This is a genomic window from uncultured Cedecea sp. (assembly GCF_947498825.1).
Lineage (GTDB): Bacteria > Pseudomonadota > Gammaproteobacteria > Enterobacterales > Enterobacteriaceae > JGM124.
Genome location: NZ_CANMLV010000010.1, coordinates 98,479 through 115,866, shown reverse-complemented (window position 1 = coordinate 115,866; position 17,388 = coordinate 98,479). Strand labels below are relative to the sequence as shown.

Annotated in this window: 14 protein-coding genes and 1 pseudogene; 4 read left to right on the top strand and 11 right to left on the bottom strand. The window is 38.5% G+C overall.

Annotation, left to right across the window (positions count from 1 at the left end; genetic code table 11):
• Positions 1-344 precede the first annotated feature (344 nt).
• Both Q1A40_RS12640 and Q1A40_RS12635 read right to left on the bottom strand, forming a co-directional pair.
• A complete protein-coding gene (locus Q1A40_RS12640) occupies positions 345-1,352 on the bottom strand; it encodes a restriction endonuclease (RefSeq protein WP_300000585.1) in 1,008 nt (335 codons plus the stop codon).
• Between the two features lie 79 nt (positions 1,353-1,431).
• Positions 1,432-1,553: pseudogene (locus tag Q1A40_RS12635) on the bottom strand (restriction endonuclease subunit M); the annotation flags it as partial.
• Between the two features lie 256 nt (positions 1,554-1,809).
• Between Q1A40_RS12635 and Q1A40_RS12630 the strand changes: the two are divergent.
• The 3 genes from Q1A40_RS12630 (at position 1,810) to Q1A40_RS12620 (ending at position 5,995) form a co-directional block, all read left to right on the top strand.
• Positions 1,810-2,847: a hypothetical protein gene (locus tag Q1A40_RS12630; RefSeq protein ID WP_300000584.1), complete on the top strand. Its 1,038-nt coding sequence runs from the start codon at positions 1,810-1,812 to the stop codon at positions 2,845-2,847.
• Positions 2,848-3,473: 626 nt separating this feature from the next.
• Positions 3,474-5,120 (top strand): AAA family ATPase, encoded by a 1,647-nt coding sequence (locus tag Q1A40_RS12625; protein ID WP_300000582.1) that lies wholly within the window; start codon positions 3,474-3,476, stop codon positions 5,118-5,120.
• Complete coding sequence (locus Q1A40_RS12620) at positions 5,120-5,995, top strand: HNH endonuclease (protein ID WP_300000580.1); 876 nt, start codon at positions 5,120-5,122, stop codon at positions 5,993-5,995. The genes Q1A40_RS12625 and Q1A40_RS12620 overlap by 1 nt, the downstream gene beginning before the upstream one ends.
• Positions 5,996-6,191: 196 nt before the next feature.
• Here Q1A40_RS12620 and Q1A40_RS12615 read toward each other — a convergent pair whose 3' ends face one another.
• The 5 genes from Q1A40_RS12615 to radC form a co-directional block, all read right to left on the bottom strand.
• On the bottom strand, positions 6,192-7,277 hold the full coding sequence (locus Q1A40_RS12615) for a hypothetical protein (RefSeq protein ID WP_300000578.1): 1,086 nt from the start codon (positions 7,275-7,277) through the stop codon (positions 6,192-6,194).
• Positions 7,278-7,819: 542 nt separating this feature from the next.
• Complete coding sequence (locus Q1A40_RS12610; RefSeq protein ID WP_300000576.1) at positions 7,820-8,653, bottom strand: DUF4942 domain-containing protein; 834 nt, start codon at positions 8,651-8,653, stop codon at positions 7,820-7,822.
• Positions 8,654-8,766: 113 nt separating this feature from the next.
• Positions 8,767-9,087, bottom strand: a complete 321-nt coding sequence (locus tag Q1A40_RS12605; protein WP_300000574.1) for a TA system toxin CbtA family protein — start codon at positions 9,085-9,087, stop codon at positions 8,767-8,769.
• Between the two features lie 66 nt (positions 9,088-9,153).
• Entirely contained in the window at positions 9,154-9,489 is a 336-nt protein-coding gene (locus tag Q1A40_RS12600; RefSeq protein ID WP_300000646.1) for a type IV toxin-antitoxin system YeeU family antitoxin, read from the bottom strand.
• 13 nt (positions 9,490-9,502) lie between these two features.
• Entirely contained in the window at positions 9,503-9,982 is a 480-nt protein-coding gene (radC, locus tag Q1A40_RS12595; protein ID WP_300000572.1) for a DNA repair protein RadC, read from the bottom strand.
• Between the two features lie 481 nt (positions 9,983-10,463).
• Here radC and Q1A40_RS12590 point away from each other — a divergent pair, with 481 nt between their 5' ends.
• Entirely contained in the window at positions 10,464-11,285 is an 822-nt protein-coding gene (locus Q1A40_RS12590; RefSeq protein WP_300000570.1) for a hypothetical protein, read from the top strand.
• Positions 11,286-11,640: 355 nt separating this feature from the next.
• On the opposite strand, the gene Q1A40_RS12585 is transcribed toward Q1A40_RS12590, so the two are convergent.
• The 4 genes from Q1A40_RS12585 to Q1A40_RS12570 all read right to left on the bottom strand — a co-directional run bounded on the left by Q1A40_RS12585 (position 11,641) and on the right by Q1A40_RS12570 (position 17,330).
• Positions 11,641-13,083 carry an IS1182 family transposase gene (locus tag Q1A40_RS12585; RefSeq protein WP_300000568.1) on the bottom strand — a complete coding sequence of 481 codons (1,443 nt, stop codon included), beginning with the start codon at positions 13,081-13,083 and terminating at the stop codon, positions 11,641-11,643.
• A gap of 273 nt (positions 13,084-13,356) precedes the next feature.
• Positions 13,357-14,310: a hypothetical protein gene (locus Q1A40_RS12580; protein WP_300000566.1), complete on the bottom strand. Its 954-nt coding sequence runs from the start codon at positions 14,308-14,310 to the stop codon at positions 13,357-13,359.
• Positions 14,300-16,096 carry a hypothetical protein gene (locus Q1A40_RS12575; protein ID WP_300000564.1) on the bottom strand — a complete coding sequence of 599 codons (1,797 nt, stop codon included), beginning with the start codon at positions 16,094-16,096 and terminating at the stop codon, positions 14,300-14,302. Before Q1A40_RS12575 ends, Q1A40_RS12580 begins: the two co-directional genes overlap by 11 nt.
• 1 nt (position 16,097) lies before the next feature.
• Positions 16,098-17,330, bottom strand: a complete 1,233-nt coding sequence (locus Q1A40_RS12570; RefSeq protein WP_300000562.1) for a metallophosphoesterase — start codon at positions 17,328-17,330, stop codon at positions 16,098-16,100.
• Positions 17,331-17,388 lie beyond the last annotated feature (58 nt).

Genomic DNA, 17,388 nt, shown 5'->3' with positions numbered 1-17,388 from the left:
GGCCCCTCAAATCACCTGGCTGTCAATGGACAAAAAAGACTAACGCGTATGAATTGAACAGTTCAGAAAAGTATAGACATTTAATTTATTATTAAATAATCAGATACTGATGTTTATAGCAGATTGAAGACATAAAAAACCGCCTCAAGGTGACTTAATTATAGAGGCGAAGGCCGGACTCGAATTTCACACCCAATAGACTGATATCAATGTAGTTTATTAACAGGAGTAAATGGTTATACCCGCACTTGTACCCACACACTGAAATACGTACAAAAAATAGACATCGTGAGTGGGTATAAAGCCATATCAGTAGAACACTAATATGGCCATCAAAGCAATATTCAGGCAGGTAGGAAAGTTTTCTTCAGAGGCACCAAAAGTTTAGTTTCGATATCAACCTGCTCATAGTTTTCGATAAGCGCCCTGACAAGATCATCCAACGTCCAGAGCGTCAGAGGTATCGTAGAACGATCGGCTTCATAGCGAGCATCTTTTGTAAAACCACCGGTACTGACATAAAGCCCGCGATCGTCTTTATGGCGTCCGCCAATAAAGCTGCGAATCTGTTGACTCCCCATTTGCTCCCTGCGATGTTTTACCTCAACGATAATACGTGGATTTTCAAAACCGAACCCATCAGGTGAAGCTATAATATCTTTACCTCGATCGGCTCCTGCAGGAGAGACCTGCGTTTTATAGCCCATGCTGCGTAAAACTCCGGCAACCAGATTTTGCATCTCGTCCCAATCAAGAGAGTTGATACGATCTTTGATACCCTCAAACGCCAGCATTTCCATATCGCGGAGCGGATCAGAAACGACCTCATCTTCATCTATCGCAACTGGATTCTGAGTAATCACGTCTATAGTAGGTTTCTTATCCTGCAAAAGCTCTTCTAGAGCATATTCTGGAAGCTGGAAAACCGTCAGCGTAGAACCCAATGTGTTTTTGGTAGCAACAGACAATCGATCGCGGTCGATTTCTTGAGTATTCCACTTAACCTGCCGAGCAATACCCATCCCCTCTTCCAGCCATTCAGGATGATATTGGAAGTCCGATGTGACTTTGCCTAGCAGATAAGTACGGTTGGCTGGCGAATAGGTAATAACCCAATCACCCTTTTGGATCTCATTCACAAAACGCCAGACCTGCGATGCACCAGAACGGGCTGTTCCCAGCTTAGTTAGAGGATCAACTTCCTGATATAACTCAAGCAGCTGAGCTCTAGATAGGCCAAGTTTAACTAAAGGAGCTAGTTGAGACCAACCGATACCTACAATTTGTTTATCGCGAAAATCATAATAGAGCTTGCCACTATCACCGCGAATCATCCACATTTTGTTATCCATACCTGTCCTTTCAAGAAGAAAAGAAATTGCGACAAATCATATACTTGTTCTTCAAGGGCGTCAAAGTCCTCGACCACTATTACGCTAACATTTCCAGATAGTGCTTAGCGATAATGTCGTTCATTCTCTCAATCAGTTCGGTACGTTTATAAATCAAATATACCGGCCCTGCTGAAAATAAAAAATACTACCAAATTAATCCGTGAAACAAGAAAACTGGCTGCTTTGAGCCGGGAGTGAAAATAGTAAGTATTGCTTAGGTTCCACCGCTTGCACAAATAAGGTATAACCTAATATGCATTGTTCGGAGGGTGGGGATTGAAGAAAATCCACGAAAATCCCGCTGATATGCATGTTAAATTCACCGTAATTAAATTTTTTCTTTCCGATTTTCTATAAAAACTGCTATAAAACGATATCTAAATTCAATAAAAAACTATTATTAAACGGATTGTTTATGAAAAAAATATGGAAATCATTAAATTTTGGCATCGCAAATCTTTTACTTTTCTATATCGCAATATTGTTCGTTACGCAGGAGAACATGCAGTTATACCCGATTGTCATTTGGCTGGGTATGATTATCCTTAGTGGGTTAATCGTGCAATTTTACTGGAGTAAAACATCGTTTAATCAATCCACCATTCGGTTTCGAACAAATTATAAAAAAACGTCAAGAGCGGCATTACTTTCAACATTGCTATTTTTGCTAACATGTATTTCTTTTAAAGCATTAAATTATATTAGCATTGCCATTCCTACTACATTAGCATTTATGACTGCAATGTTAATTACCTACACTATCGCATCGCATATAAAATCAATCGATGACAAAGGAAAAACCATAGCCTTAAGAGTAAAGCTAGCTGTTAAATATTCATGGTTAATCGTATCATTGATCTCATACTATCTCTCTCGTTCGCTAACAGCTAACTCATGGGACATTCCTTTTGATTCCACATTCAACAAACTCGTAACGATAGTTACAGCGTTATTTTTTGTTTTCACCTTCTATTATTTAATTTACTTTGTTTTTATTTCTTTTTTATCATCTATCCCTCTAAAAACAAAAAAGGTAAAGAGAAAATCTTCTGTTGACATTAACTATTCAATATCTATTTTTGCTCCGTTATTTATTATTGGCTACATCTCGTATATTGCATTTAATGTACAATCCCTTTCAATCCTTAAATTCGGTTTCGAAGTTGCCATGAAATATGATACGCGCGACACTTTTTTTTGCAGTAATAGATACATGTTTCTTAGCGAGCATCCTAATGCCCGTTTTATGTTTATCTCTGAAGGAAACTATCGCGCATTAATACCTCATCATGATGACTTTACAATCTCACGTTTAACCTGCACGAGTAGTGAACCTTTCTATACTCTGATTAGTGTAGAGGATAAAAAAGACCTCATGCTAGCTGCTTTGGAAAAGCGGGCAAATGCGCTTGCCAGTGACATGAAAGCGATAATACCCTCGAATATTCGATGAAATACATCTTTCCGATGAAGATGTCTTTCAGACGCCAATCTGGATCTTTAGCCAGCTAACATAGCCGTCAGGATACATGTAAGCCGCCGCACGACCAAGTTTGCAGAAACCCGTTAGCGCCAGATAAGAGTGGCCATGGCTAAACTAGGAGAGGGCCACTCCTCGGCGCTAGGTCATTTTTGCACCACTTCATTGATGTCGTTTTTCAATTACTCAAGAATTAACACAATACGATATTTTTAAAGTCTACTCCTGCTCTTAAATTGACCATTTGAACTCACAGCCAGGAGCGGACGTTGTAAATCTCACTTAGCGTTAACAGTTATGAATAGTTCACTAACGCACATATTTATTCGATTATGTGGTAAAAAACTGACAAACCTATGCTAAGGGGCTTACATAATGATAATGTTTTGTTATATCTTTCTCTCACGGTGTAAACCTTGTTTTAAGAGTGTTAACACTATCTATTAATCTGGGGCTGTGTGTTTTATTGGAAAATCGCCAAAGCATTAAGCTTCAAAAAACGATGCTATAAACTCACACTATGTTAAGAGAATGTATACAATCAAATGAATAAATTCTCATGAGCATTTTGAGATAATTAGTTACTCAAAGGAGTTAAAATGGATTATTACTACTCGGAAACATTAATGATTGATAAATACCCTGGAATTCATTTGCTTCAGGATCATATAGGAACAAACTATGGAGTTCCATGGGATGACTTCGGGTATATTATTACGTTCAAAGTATATTATGTCAGAAATATTGATAAGATAAAAATTGGCAATATAAAAATGCTTTCCAAAGCAAATGAAAATACATCGCTTTACTTTAAAGAGCATGGTAAAGAAATTGAGCTGAAAATTATTAATATTAATGACTTACTGTCTGAGAATGAGTTGGTTTCGATTGGTGAAGATATAGACTACTATAAAAAGATAAATACACTATTTAAACCTGAGAAAATAGATGCCCTGCTAGAGGCTTTATGTGATGCTGGGTATTTTCTCGGGAATCAAGGAAAATACTCTGAATGGGGAGGATATTCAGGTAGTTTAATGAGAGGAAGTTCTTCTGCTGCAATTTTGAAAAAAGGATATCAAATAGCACTGGGGAGATATAATCCTAAAACTAAATTTGACCTGAACATTGAAAGCCTCGGTGATAGTTTTGATCCTATTAATTTTAAATTTAACATGGACAGAAAAATTGGGAAGTCAAATATCTGTCTTATAATCGGTAAGAATGGTGTTGGCAAAACCCATATATTGAAGAGAATAAGTGAAGTTATAACGGGTGTTACAGACGGAGAAGATCACCCTCCTTATTTTCACAAATTAATAGTTATTGCGCACTCACCATTTGAAGACTTCTATACGGAAAATGAAATATTCAATAAGCTAACAGTAAAATATTCACGGCAAGGCTCTTTAGCTAACAAAAAAAGCTTGAAACGAAAACGTTTACATGTAAATGAATACTCTTACATAGGGTTTAGAAATCAGGATGGAATCTTTGACCCGGAATACCCAGTTTTAAAAAGCGTTGAATCAATTATTAAAATACTTAGTTATGATGAAGAAAACGGTTGGTGGAATGATAAGACGAGATTTCAACTTCTAAAAGAAACATTATCCATTTCAATAGAATTTGATTCAATATCGATACTGGATAATAGTGGTGATGAAATTTGCATAAACGAAAAAACAAAAATCAATAGCATTAAAGAAAATATAAATTTAAAAAAAGGATTAATCTTTAAAAAAAACGGTGCCATAATCCCTCTAAGCTCAGGTCAGAAAATTTATACATATATGATTCCGGCAATAATATCTGAGCTTGAAGAAGAAAGTTTATTAATCCTCGATGAACCTGAGCTTTACTTACACCCTGAGCTTGAAGTTGGTTTGATAAACATGCTCAAAAACATTTTGGATGAAACAAAATCTTTTTCTATAATTGCCACTCATTCATCAATATTGACACGTGAAGTTGAAAGAGATGCAGTAACTATATTACGAAAGATTGAAGGGAACACCAAAGTATTTAGATCCTCAGTTGAAACATATGGGGAGTCAATTGATGTAATAGTCTCGGAAGTATTCGATGATGAATATGTAAGCAAGCCTTATCAAAAAGAGATTGATAAATATTTCATTCGCGATAGTTCATCTATCTCTGAAATTAAGGGGTATATCGGCAATGATGCATTAGCTTATGCACTTTCAAAATCAGATGATGACAAGATGTCTATTGAGGATGAATAATGAAATACTTAGGCGAGCTCATGGAAAATCAGCCTTGCACATGGCTTGATGCGGCAAGAGGAAGTAAAAAAGAAAATGTTCAACAACTTGAACTTATAGCTGAAGAACTATCTGATAATTATAGCTCATATGATAACCTGATAGATTCTAGTAATGATGCGCTACCTGATAGTGTATTCCTACAACATTCCGATCTATTAATTGACTATTATGAAAAAGCACCAAAGAAATTAAATAAATTATTACTTGAAAGAAGAAATGAACACGAACTTTCCTTTTGCCCTTACTGCGGAAATCCAATGATTCCTGACACTTTAGATCATTTTATCCCTAAAGGAAAATGGCCTGAATTTTCTATTTTTCCTAATAATCTAGTCCCTCAGTGTAGAGGTTGCGCTCCAGTAAAAGGTGAGCATTATTATTGCATTGAAAATAATTTAGCTATGTTTATACATCCTATTTATTTCAATTTTCTGGAGAATTTTCGTTTCTCAATGAATGTTTCATTAAATACTGAAAGCAATGATATATCTGTAGTGGTAAAGTTAAAAAGAATAATAGAAACTCAGGCAGAAGACCAAAGGCGAGTGATTATTCATGCGGAAAAATTAAAAATTAAATCACGAATTATTCATTATTGTAAAAAGGAATTCCGGCAATGGAAGAGAAGATTGGCCAATGCAAGATTTGACGTGAGTACAGCATTAAATCAACGTTTATCAGAGATTCCACAGCCAGACATTGGAAAAGATTGGCAGAGTGCATTTTATTCTGCCTTGTTACAAAATCAAGAGATTATAGATTATATGAATTCCTTGCATCCTGCAGAAAATTTGCATCAACAGTCCAATCATGCGGTAGATTTAGATTTTTGACTAATTTTTTTCATAGGCTTATGGACAGCATAGGCCTATGTGTAAGTATCTTAGCAAAGTGGCTCACTCTGTTTCAGAGATCGTCAGACAAGCGGATTAGTTACCCTCTTCGCTCAAACCAGCCCATTGGGTTCTGCTTACTGACAGTTAGTGCCAGAAGCGGAACTGTCAGTACAGCGCTCGCGGAGCTGTATTATTACAGCCAATCTTCATCACGAACACCAAATGTTGAATTAGACCACTTTGGTATAATTCGGCAAATTTTCTCATAGTATTCTTGATTAGCTGGAGTGTATTTTAAGTTACGCCATTCAACAAATTCGTTACTATTACAAATGCATGTCATTTTTTTTAGGTAACTCCTCATACCAATTTCTAATCCCAAAATTGTCAATTTTTCATCCCCTCCACATACTCTGTGCTCAAGGCATGCAGCCTCAATGCTCGCCAATCTAAACACATGAGGTGGATGTGTGCTGCTCTCCGAGTTATACCGAAAACTCAGGGCCCACAAATATGAAGCTACTGCATATATGCAAACACCGAAGTTTATTGCTGTTAAAGTGGCAGAGTCAGTACCCTCATATTCCGAGTTAGGGAAAAGACTTTCTTTTAATTCTGACATCATGAATTGAAAGGCAAAAGTATCTGCGACTATTTCACGAGCATGTGAATTAAGCCTTTCTGCTTCATCCATTTCTTCATTATCTTCAATCGCTTTGTGGATAAAAGTAATATTATCAATTGGTGAGACGCATTCTTCATTGTTATCATTTCTTCTTTCTCCATGTAAGTTATGAAGATGTCCTATCTCATGTAAAACAAGGAATATAAACAGTGCCTCTACTAATATATCAAATGCCTTTCTGTATTCTTGATCATGAAGCCACCAGTATTCATTGCTTGTCCACTCGAACTCACCCCCATTTATCCATAGATTGACATTATCAAACCAAGGTTCGTAAAAAATCTCATCGGATTCTTTGTCGCGTCGCTCTGCTCCTACCATCATTGCAGCCGTACGAAATATCTGCTCTAACATTCCTTTAAAAACTAAGACTATTTTGTGATTGTGAATAGCTACGGCTTGAACTCGAACGCTATCAATTATGTAAAAACTTGACGGGCCTTTTACATAATCTTGACATAAGTTTTTCCCAATAAAATCTAACTCATGATATAAAAAATCCTCTTCTTTTGAAAAATCGAAATAAACCTCACCTGTTTTTGAAAGAATTTCATTATGGATAAAATTTTCTACCACATTCTTATAATTTTGCATCTTAGTTTTCCTATTGATGAAATTGCAACTTCTGCTTTTCGCTCTTAGCAGGCCTCGTGGCACTTCAGACTGTTCGCCTCGTGCCAGAGGCGGTTTTTGCTAACATCACAATATCTTAATTTATGGGGAATAGTTCAATAGTCGATAAGTAAAGTTCTTCTGATGAAAAATACTTAAATTAGTTGCTAGCTTTACTGACAGGAAAATATATGATGATCCATCTTGGGATTTCGAACTACTGTATTTCAATCGATTATAATTTTTTCAGCCTATTAGTGGAACAAACCAAGTCTGTATGACTAACCACATTAGCCTTATCGACATCAGTAAGACCTTGTAGTATCCGCTGATGCCGCAGTTCCCTCTTTTCAAACATGCTATCTCTGTCTGGATCAACCTCAGAACGTTCAAACACTGTAGCAATATGAGTTTTGATTTTTTGCTTCTTAGTGGGTCCCATGATTATCATCTTTTAATAAGTACCAGTGATACTTGTTAAAGTAGCATGATTCGATCACAACCTAGGGTTCTGGCGACACTAATCATCTCGAAGCCAACATTCCCGGGTAGTATCTTGCGATAATATCGTTCATCTTCTCAATCAGTTCCGGACGTTTAAACGTCAGATGTGCCGTGCCCTTCTGAAAGTAACGAATACTAAAGAACTCATCTTCATAGGCTTCCTTAGCTGGGTTATCCCGAATATGTTCCATTAGTCGGGTAGAGATATCAGCACGATTATCAGGGATCGGTTTGCCATCCAGCAGAAACAGCATACGCTCCAAGTCAGCCAGCTGATCGCGTCGCCAGCCCCAGTTAAGACTGAATCCCCAGCGGTTATGCGTCACCAGATTGTTAATGATGATCTTCTTCCCAAAACGACAGGGGCTATTAGTTTTATAATCCCATGACAGCCCTTTGAAGACATTGATGATACCGCGTTCAAAGACATCCCTTTTATTCAGATGTAACTGCTTAAAGGTACTGAGGATATTGGCTTCGCTAATGGCAGGAAGGTCTCCCTCCTCCAAGTTTTTATGCCACTGGTCACGGGCCTGGGCATCCATCAATGCCATCATGCCGGACTTCAGCATCAAGTCGCGCCAGATACTCCGGTCAATATTGTGGGTAACGGCAGGCAGCGCTTTATCTACCTTTTCGGTCATCCAGCTATCGTAACGGTGCCCCGCTTTCATCGCCCAATCTTGCGCTGTACCACCGCCAATTTCTGAGGTTAAACGTGAAATGGCATCAAGCTGCTGAATGAGTTGTTCTATCTGTTTCAGTGCAGCATCGCGGCCAGTGACCACACGTTCGATATTGGTCGAAAGGATAAGTTCGTTGTGATCTGTTAACACGTCGGGTTCTGTTTGCATCGTTAATCGTCCATAAAAGCAAACACGCCTGCCGGAATTGGCAGGCGCATTATGCGAGGAATAAAAAGGGAGGAAAGCGCAGAGGTAAAAATCAGGAATGAAGATCGAAGAATTTACGTATTCATCAACCCGGTAGCTCGTCTGGCTCTGAGAATATCGGTTGCGGTAAGAAAAGGTGTTTGCTCATGCCAGGTGAACCCCTTACGGTCAGTGCGTACCAGTTCATAGCGTTCCACCAAGAAATTTACGGCATCAGCCAGTGTTATTCCCGCTTCGATATGTTCCTGAATGGCCGCGTCGTCATGGAATGGCGTGTCGTTGAGTGTCAGGCCGTAATGTTGCTCCAGTAGATACGTTAAAAGTTGCTGCCAGACCTGCACAGGTGACAGGCGTGACGAAACCGGCAACGTGGCCGGTACAGTTGAAATTTGCATGAGTGGAGTCTCTTAATAAAGGAGGAAAAGGTTTGAAGAATTACGATGCAGGGATAAAGCTAAAAATCAGTCTTTAACCTGTTTTGAGGGATAAATTGCGATATATACATACCCATGACTGCCCAACGTATCGGCTTCACAGGTCAACCCATTACGGTACAGCGTGACGCAATGCGCGTACCGGGAGTTCAGTTCACAGGAGAGCAGCATCAGCTCCAGATGTGCGACAAAATGAGGGAAGGCTTCCTCCAGTTGTAGGGCCTGTACCTCACTGAACATACCGGTGAATCCTGCCCGCTCTGCCAGAAAATGCAGACGATTACCTTCCTGCACCAGCCGTGCTCCGAAGCATGGCGTGATATCTCGTTTAAGACCCCAGGTTTGGGTAGTGTCTTTATTCATCATTTTATTCCTGTTAAAGAAGACCATGTTCGGCGAAGGAAAATATCTGCCTGCCGCCAACAATCAGGTGGTCGGGCACCCGAACTTCCACCAGCATCAGCGCCTGTACCAGTCGTTGGGTAATGGCCTTGTCTGCCTGGCTTGGATTCACCTCCCCGGATGGGTGGTTATGGGCAAAAATCACTGCCGCCGCGTTAAAGTACAGGGCGCGTTTTACCACCTCACGGGGATGGACTTCAGTGTGACTAATGGTGCCGGTGAACAGCGTTTCGTGAGCAAGCAGCTGGTTCTGATTGTTGAGATACATCACTACAAACTCTTCCCGCTCAAGGGTACTCATCTTCAGCATGAGCCAGTCGCGAGCCGCCTGTGTGGAAGTGAAAGCCACCCCCGGCTCACGCAGATGGTGGTCAAGCAGACTCAGGGCTCGTTTAATGGTGCGCTGTGCCGGTAATGGTAGTTCCGGTGTAAACAGAGTGATTTGTTTCTCCATAGCAAATCTCCTTAATTAAAAGTGGTAAGGATGGCACTGGATTCGATACGACAAGCGTGATGGCTGTATTCGAGCAGAAAGATGGCAATATGATTGCGAAATGCATGAGGAAACGAAGCCAGTAATGACCCAGTGACTTATACACAATGACAGTGTAAAAAAATAAAAAATCCCGCAATCCAGTGAGGATGCGGGAGGATCCATGGGGATAATATCTATCTGAAAAGGTTTAGAAAAATGGATTTGTTCCGAGACCTATTATGAAATTTTTTCGATCAGATACTTCTCGGATGTGATCGTCTGCTGAGTGCCAGAGCAGAAGTTGCAAAGAGTATGAGGTGATGATATCACCTCTATTCAGGTGGCCAAATTCAGTAAACCACTACAGTATGTTCATCAATTGGAGCAGGTAAACGCGCAGAGAGCAATAAAAATAGAGGTTGAACGATGAATCTCACATACAAAGGAAATCACTAACAGAATGAAATCGATGATTGTCTTTTTTCAAAGCATCAGAAGAAATAAATATGAAATAATTACTGTGCTACTCATGGTTTGCATTGGATTTTTTAACTTCGGATGGTTGAGTTTAAAAACGATCCCAGTGACGCCTCCAGGATATTATGAAAATATCGTCGTTGAACATTCTCAATTGCTTATTAATTTACGTAATGAGTATCAAAAACAGCGGGATGAAATGAGGAAGGAATTGACATCCCGAAAGCATACTTTCTTAGAAACTGCACAAATTGCACTTAAGTTAAATATTTCCGAATCCCGATATCTTGATTTTTGGTTAACAGAGAAGCCAATAATTATCGGTATGTTAAAGCCGTTTGAAGAATTAAAATATGTAAGCTGGTATACAAGCCTTCCCCCTTTAACTCGCAAATCAGTTAAGGTTGTAACCGACAATCTACACGAAATTTATCCCAAACTTGCTGAATGTAATACAAATGCAGTTCAAGACTATTGGGCATTGGTTTCAGGTTTGTCTACAACATCTGAGGATAAACTATCTGATGCTTTGGTTGCGCAGACCCGCGTGATAATGCGCAACATTTCTCAATCGGAACACGCTTCTTCAGAGATATGTGATAAGGCAATGGTGTCATATTTCTCTTCGGTACAACTGCTGTCAAGAACTTACAGTGACCTTGCAGATGCTTATCAGAGTTATTCAGAAGAAAATGAAAGATATCGTAAGATAGCCAGCATGATTTTATCATTTCTATTATTAATAGTTTGTTATCGTTGTAGGGAAAACCTGATTAAAAGGGCAGCGCAGTCAATGGGAGGGTAATTTATCCTGTCAAGACGATTAGTCTGAGCGCCAATTTCTGCAACTTAAATAAAGCTGATTGTTCATTCTCGTTAAATGTGGCGATCGTTACTATGTTATTCTCTGCAAGCGAAGCACAGAATTGTTGTGCTTTAGCTGAACTGCACACAAAACGATTTGGCAGTCTGCTTTGTGCCCAGGCTGTGTAAAAACTCATTTTTTGCAGTATCTGAGTACTATCCTCAGTCAGGGATGCAAGATATTCCTGATATTGACTGTATCCGCTGTGATTTGTATCTAGAGGCAGAACGAGGCTTTTGTGGCTTGATATGGAGTGCTAATGGCTTGTTATCAGCGGTTAAAGCGGCCACTCCCGCTAGTTGCATTGCCCTCGCAGCTTAATGGTCAGTCCTTCAGTACCCCAGATTGACATCATCCTTTTCAGGTTATAAGCCAGCACATGCAGACTGATTTCTGTGCTGACGTTTTTAAACCGTTGCGTCAGGAAGTGAGTCGCTCCCATCCACATTTTAATTGTCCCGAACGGATGCTCTACCGTTTGCTTTCGCACGACAGCTGTTTCTGGCGATGTGTTAAGCCTGGCTTGCATGTCTTCCATTTCTGCTTCATGAACCCAGCGCCTTATACGTCTCGGATCGCGTTTTGATGTGGTGCACCTTGACCGCTGACTGCAATCGCGACAAGCAATATTGTTAAAGTACATTTGCTGCTCTAAACCATCCTCAACCACCGTAAATCTGTTCTGAAGCTCGCTACCCATCGGACAAATATAAATATCTTTTTCCTGGTCATATTTGAACAATGAACGATTGAAAAGACCTTTGCGGTCAGCGCCTGAGGTATCGCCTTTTGGTACTAAGGCTACGGCACCTAAGTCCTGCGTTGCTTTAATATCACCCCGGCTGTAGTAACCTTTATCAGCCAGTACGGTAATATCCGCTTTGCCAACAGCGTCTTGCGCTAATTTTGTCACCGCTGTTAGCTGCCCACGGTCTGGTGTATTCGTTACTTCATGCGCAACAATCAGGTGATATTTAGCATCAACGGCAGTCTGAACGTTATAGCTAACCTGGCGGTTAACATTGTTTATTTTCATCAAACGGGAATCAGGATCTGTCAGCGACAATTGTTTATCGGGATGCTGCTCCACGGCCTGCTGAATTTGTTTTAACTCTTCTAAACGATTTTGCAACCATGCCAGTTTCGTCGCTGTTAAATCAGCGATTATTTCAGGCTCAGCAGTCTTGTCAGCTTCATCGAGCTTATTCAGGTATAGAGCGATACTTTGCTCGACCCTTTCGATGTGACCTTTTGTTTTCTGAGGTGTGAAGTTGTTCGATTTACTGTTTACTGCCTTGAACTTGCTGCCGTCGATGGCAACAACTACATCGGTGAACATTTGCATCTGCCGACACAGGTCAATAAAAGCTCGGCAGGTGTTTTTGATACCTTTACTATTGTTTTTTCTGAAGTCTGCAATGGTTTTAAAATCAGGCGTTAATCGTTCAAGTAACCACATCAGCTCAACGTTCCGATGAGCCTCTTTTTCTAACCTGCGGGACGATTGGATGCGGTTCAGGTATCCATAAATGTACAGCTTTAACATGGTTGCGGGGTGATACCCAGGCCGCCCGGTCTGCTTTGCATTAACTCTCTCGAAACCAAGAGAATCAAGCTGTAATCCATCTACAAATACATCAACTACTCTAACTGGGTTATCTTCAGTGACAAAATCATCCAGCACTTCAGGGAGTAAAGTCACCTGATGTCTGCCCTGGCCTTTAATGTGATGGGTCATATCTGTACCCGCAATATTTAATCGTATGCTTTTAATTTTATTAAATAAAGTAGGTTACCGCATGGGTTTATCAAGAATGGTTGAACATATAAAGTCGCTGCTTAGACCAAAAAGTGATCAGCAGTTTTCACACAGCCTGTGCCAGGAGCGGGCATCACGAACTCTATTGCTCGTTAGGTCAGATACCTAAAAACATGTGGCCCGCTTTGGTGAGATACTTACAATATCTTACACCCAAACTAAATCATCTAGTAATGTAGTAGAATCAATAAGTTATTCATTTTTTTTAACATGCAAGCGAGATATTACAAAATCACCGGAGGATTCAACTTTTGTAGTTTCATTTCGAATATATTCAGAGTATAGGCAGGTAACATTAGGATAATTAAAGCTACATAATATCGCGGCTAAAATATGTGGTTTTGGCCCAAATGGAATGATGGAAACATTATACTCAGACCTAAGAGGAGAGAGCATTTGTGACATGTTATCATAACATGTAGCAATACTATTAATTGGCAATTTTATGAGTTTATCTTCACCACCAAGGTAGTGTGAAATAAAGTCTTTGTTTTTTTCTAAACAAGTATTTTCATAATCATAGGTTGCAGCTGGTGCAGCCATGATTCCAAAGCATTTGTTTGGATTTAATAAGTTATACAAGCGTTGAGGACCATATCTATCAAAGCCCAACATAAATATTGCTGCATTATGTCTTTTGGTTAATGAAATACCTTCACACCCCGGAATTATGCGTAACTCACCTAGTTCAACGTTGAGATCTAAATTTTTATACACTGCGGTTGCATATGTCAAATCAACTGTTACTCTTAATTCACAAAAATTGACTAGGTAGTTTAAAATCGCTGCATACCAAGCTCGAGACATCGAGGTGTAGTCAATTAATATTTTTAATTCCGTAACATTAACCTTGTTAATTATTTTACTTAGTGCTTTTTGTATTTCAGAAATTTCTCTTTGTGAAATTTCTAGCAATTTGAAGCCAGCCCAGTTTTCTGAAAAGTAATTTAAACTATCGATACGAACTGGATCTTCTTTATGTTGGTCAAAAGCTAAAACAATCACATTGTCGATATTTTTTTTATGCAATCGTGTAGCCACGTCAATACAGCGTTCTTCGTATCCACAAGAAAATAATGCAATATCATATTTTGACTGACTTAGCTCACCTATTGATAAGTCATCTATATGTAATTTATTCATCATCCTCCTCCCAGTCTAGACTATATTGTCCATCATCATTATTTTTATTTATAGCTTTAAATCGGCTATAAGAAGAATTGTTCATTATCACAGATAATTTGATGGAGTTTCCTTTTCTTGGCATTAAGTAAAAATGAGGAGATAAACAAAAGGCCAAGGAAAATCTACCTTTTCTGTTTGGCATTTTGTTATCATTGTCCAACCCTCTAAAATCTGGGTAAATTAAACCTAGATCTACAGCTGTTTCTATATACTTCCATACGTTATCATCTTCAACATCGAATGAAAATGAGTTGTATGTATCTGTATTTATTTTGTCTGTATGAAGTTTGTCTTTTAAAAACCTCCCAATTGTTGTAAACAAATCGAAAGCTTTCTTTCCGTCCACCTCTAGGTTTAAACCATCTAGCTCTGAGTATGAAAACTCTTTTAGTTTTGCACCTTGTTCCTTGTCTGATAGAGGCTTAAGCTCAGTACAAGATTCAATATTCTTTGAAAAAAGATAATTGAATAACCGTAATAGACGACGTGGGTTTCCATCAGAACATCTTACTATCAGTGAATACCCAGAAAATATAAATGGTGAAGCATTACCTTTATAACGTTGAAAAGAATCTTTTAATATCAGTATTCCTCTTAATTTTCTTGATACTGAGCTCTCGAAAAGAGAATAGTCTTGATCCAGTAACCTCTCCGCTCTTTTGATCGTACTGGAATCACAATACTCTCTCACCTTCTCCATCAGTTTATCATCAGGGAGCGCATCTTTAGGGGAGTCAACTAATATTGAATTACCCAAAAGAAACTCTAGTGTGATATCTTTATTTATAATAGATGAATTTTTTATTCTTTTTCTAAAAAGCTTATCTGCGAAATTTTCAAAGAAATTATGAGAGTTATTATTTGAACTACCATGGAGGCCTTGCTTATCAATATTTAAATAATCAAAGTCGTGCCCCATGTTTAATGGAGTGCCCGTATCAGTTTCCAGAGTATAGTGCCGGTATGGCATTGTTGTTATCTTGAATACGATCTCATTATATGACCTCATATGCGTGTTCAATATTTTATGATGCTCTTTTGTTAAGAATTCAGCCTCATCAATACAAACACAAAATGTAGAAGAATTAGAAAGTCCGATTTCTTTTCTTACCGCAGAGAGTGCCATTGTTAAAGGCTTAAATAGATCAGTATTAAAGTTAAGCCCAACCATAAGATCATCATCACTTAATTTAAGACCTAGCTTCATCTTATTAAATACAATGTTCTTTTTATATTCGGTAATCTCTAGCTCGTCATAAATATCGGTAATTGTATTTAATTTCTTAGACAGCCATAATTCTGATATTTTATTGCAAATGGATTTTTCTTTGATAATCCTATCTATCTCATCCTCAATATACGAATGAAGGCAGCTTCGTATGGTATCTAGAAATCTTGCGCATGAAGATAAGTTCAAACTCCACTTAAAAAGCTGGTTATTATCATCAATGTCACCAATTGAGTTTACCCATTCAACTTTCAAGGGAATGTACGTCGCAATAAACGAGCGTTGATCTATGATTTTTCTTGCTTTTTCATCATTTAATTTAGTAAGACATTCATGAGAAAGCATTTTAATCAAAGCAGTCTTACCCGAGCCTCGAGAACCTAGTATTATATGATTTTTGTTAGATATTAGAGATTCAAATGCTGGGGTCCAAACAAACTCTTCAGCTAGTTGGTTAGAAGTGAAATATCTAGCATTAGAGTGTTCAAATATATTATTAAACCCAAATAAATTATGCATGTTATTTTCCCTTCAGCAAAATGAATAACTCATCTTGTCCTGGAGTTTTAAATATTGTAAAGCCAACTTCATCCGATAAATCCATAATAGTCTTTTCAAGTAACTTTCTTGAAGTATATATTATATCAGCATAATGTTTAGATAGTTCACTCCACTTTACATGTGTTTGCGTCTCGAAAAAACTCTCAATAGATTTTTTTAGCTGCTTTTTTAGTTCAATAGGTAACATGCGATTACCAAAAAACTCTTTATGAGGTATTCCGTTAATGGACTCATCTTTTGTCCACCCATGTCCTGTATTGTGTGACCAAGTCACTACCTTCCCTAAAGGGGTTTTGTTTAAATCACAAATTTTATCAATTTCAATTTGATGAATCGTATTCGGTACCCCTTGGAACCATCTATCATCTAAACGCGCAGAGAAACTGCCAGCACAAAGTATATTAATAGGATGCTGATAGTCGTCAGAATACTGTGCAAGCCTGGGTATATGTTTATGTCCATGTACGATAAAATTAATGTTATGCTTAGACGCAATTTCCATCAGGATAGCTGCGTTTTGTAAGATGCTATGGTCAGCGACATCAAAAGGTAAATCAGGCTGCTGGATTGGATGGTGATGTAAGACTAGCAGATTAATCTTCTCGCTATATGCAATCTGCAGTTCTTGAAGCTTTCTATCCAGTTCTGTTAAATCCTGTTTGCGAATAACACCGTGATGAGGTTTTCTATTATAGTGGTCATAAACCGAACTGTTCACACCAATGATATTTAGGTTCTCATCACTCCAAATAGCAAAATATGGTTCATTGTAATAACAGCCAAAATGAGCTCGGTCTAAACATTGTTTAAAAAAGTCATTGAAGCGCAAGTTGCTATATTTGCGTTCAATTGTCATGTTAATGTTTTCTTCTGAGGTCATTGAGCGTTCTTCTTCAACCCAGTTACCATCGTGGTTCCCTGGAACAAAAAAAACTTTTTCTTGCTCTACTCCCACAATCGTCGCTATTTCTTTCAATCGTGTAGATGCAAGATCAAATTCTTCTCTAGTTGCTCTGTTGGTGATGTCACCCGCAACAACAAGATAGTCAGCTCGTATATCTTCTTGTTTAGCAAGATGCCTTAATTCATTTAGAAACTGATTTTTTACAGCGTTGTTAGAGCTTCCTACTGCAAACTCATTTGAAACAGCCGCATCACCAACATGTAAATCACTAATGATTATTATTTTCATATGCCAGATACCTATAGGTATACTAATACTGTTGCATGATATCACAGTTGTGTAAGTA

What these genes read in the sequence shown, in the direction of transcription:
- Q1A40_RS12640 (WP_300000585.1), bottom strand. Translation starts at nt 1,352, where the DNA reads ATGGATAACAAAATGTGGATGATTCGCGGTGATAGTGGCAAGCTCTAT.
- Q1A40_RS12630 (WP_300000584.1), top strand. Translation starts at nt 1,810, where the DNA reads ATGAAAAAAATATGGAAATCATTAAATTTTGGCATCGCAAATCTTTTA.
- Q1A40_RS12625 (WP_300000582.1), top strand. Translation starts at nt 3,474, where the DNA reads ATGGATTATTACTACTCGGAAACATTAATGATTGATAAATACCCTGGA.
- Q1A40_RS12620 (WP_300000580.1), top strand. Translation starts at nt 5,120, where the DNA reads ATGAAATACTTAGGCGAGCTCATGGAAAATCAGCCTTGCACATGGCTT.
- Q1A40_RS12615 (WP_300000578.1), bottom strand. Translation starts at nt 7,277, where the DNA reads ATGCAAAATTATAAGAATGTGGTAGAAAATTTTATCCATAATGAAATT.
- Q1A40_RS12610 (WP_300000576.1), bottom strand. Translation starts at nt 8,653, where the DNA reads ATGCAAACAGAACCCGACGTGTTAACAGATCACAACGAACTTATCCTT.
- Q1A40_RS12605 (WP_300000574.1), bottom strand. Translation starts at nt 9,087, where the DNA reads ATGCAAATTTCAACTGTACCGGCCACGTTGCCGGTTTCGTCACGCCTG.
- Q1A40_RS12600 (WP_300000646.1), bottom strand. Translation starts at nt 9,489, where the DNA reads ATGAATAAAGACACTACCCAAACCTGGGGTCTTAAACGAGATATCACG.
- radC (WP_300000572.1), bottom strand. Translation starts at nt 9,982, where the DNA reads ATGGAGAAACAAATCACTCTGTTTACACCGGAACTACCATTACCGGCA.
- Q1A40_RS12590 (WP_300000570.1), top strand. Translation starts at nt 10,464, where the DNA reads ATGAAATCGATGATTGTCTTTTTTCAAAGCATCAGAAGAAATAAATAT.
- Q1A40_RS12585 (WP_300000568.1), bottom strand. Translation starts at nt 13,083, where the DNA reads ATGACCCATCACATTAAAGGCCAGGGCAGACATCAGGTGACTTTACTC.
- Q1A40_RS12580 (WP_300000566.1), bottom strand. Translation starts at nt 14,310, where the DNA reads ATGATGAATAAATTACATATAGATGACTTATCAATAGGTGAGCTAAGT.
- Q1A40_RS12575 (WP_300000564.1), bottom strand. Translation starts at nt 16,096, where the DNA reads ATGCATAATTTATTTGGGTTTAATAATATATTTGAACACTCTAATGCT.
- Q1A40_RS12570 (WP_300000562.1), bottom strand. Translation starts at nt 17,330, where the DNA reads ATGAAAATAATAATCATTAGTGATTTACATGTTGGTGATGCGGCTGTT.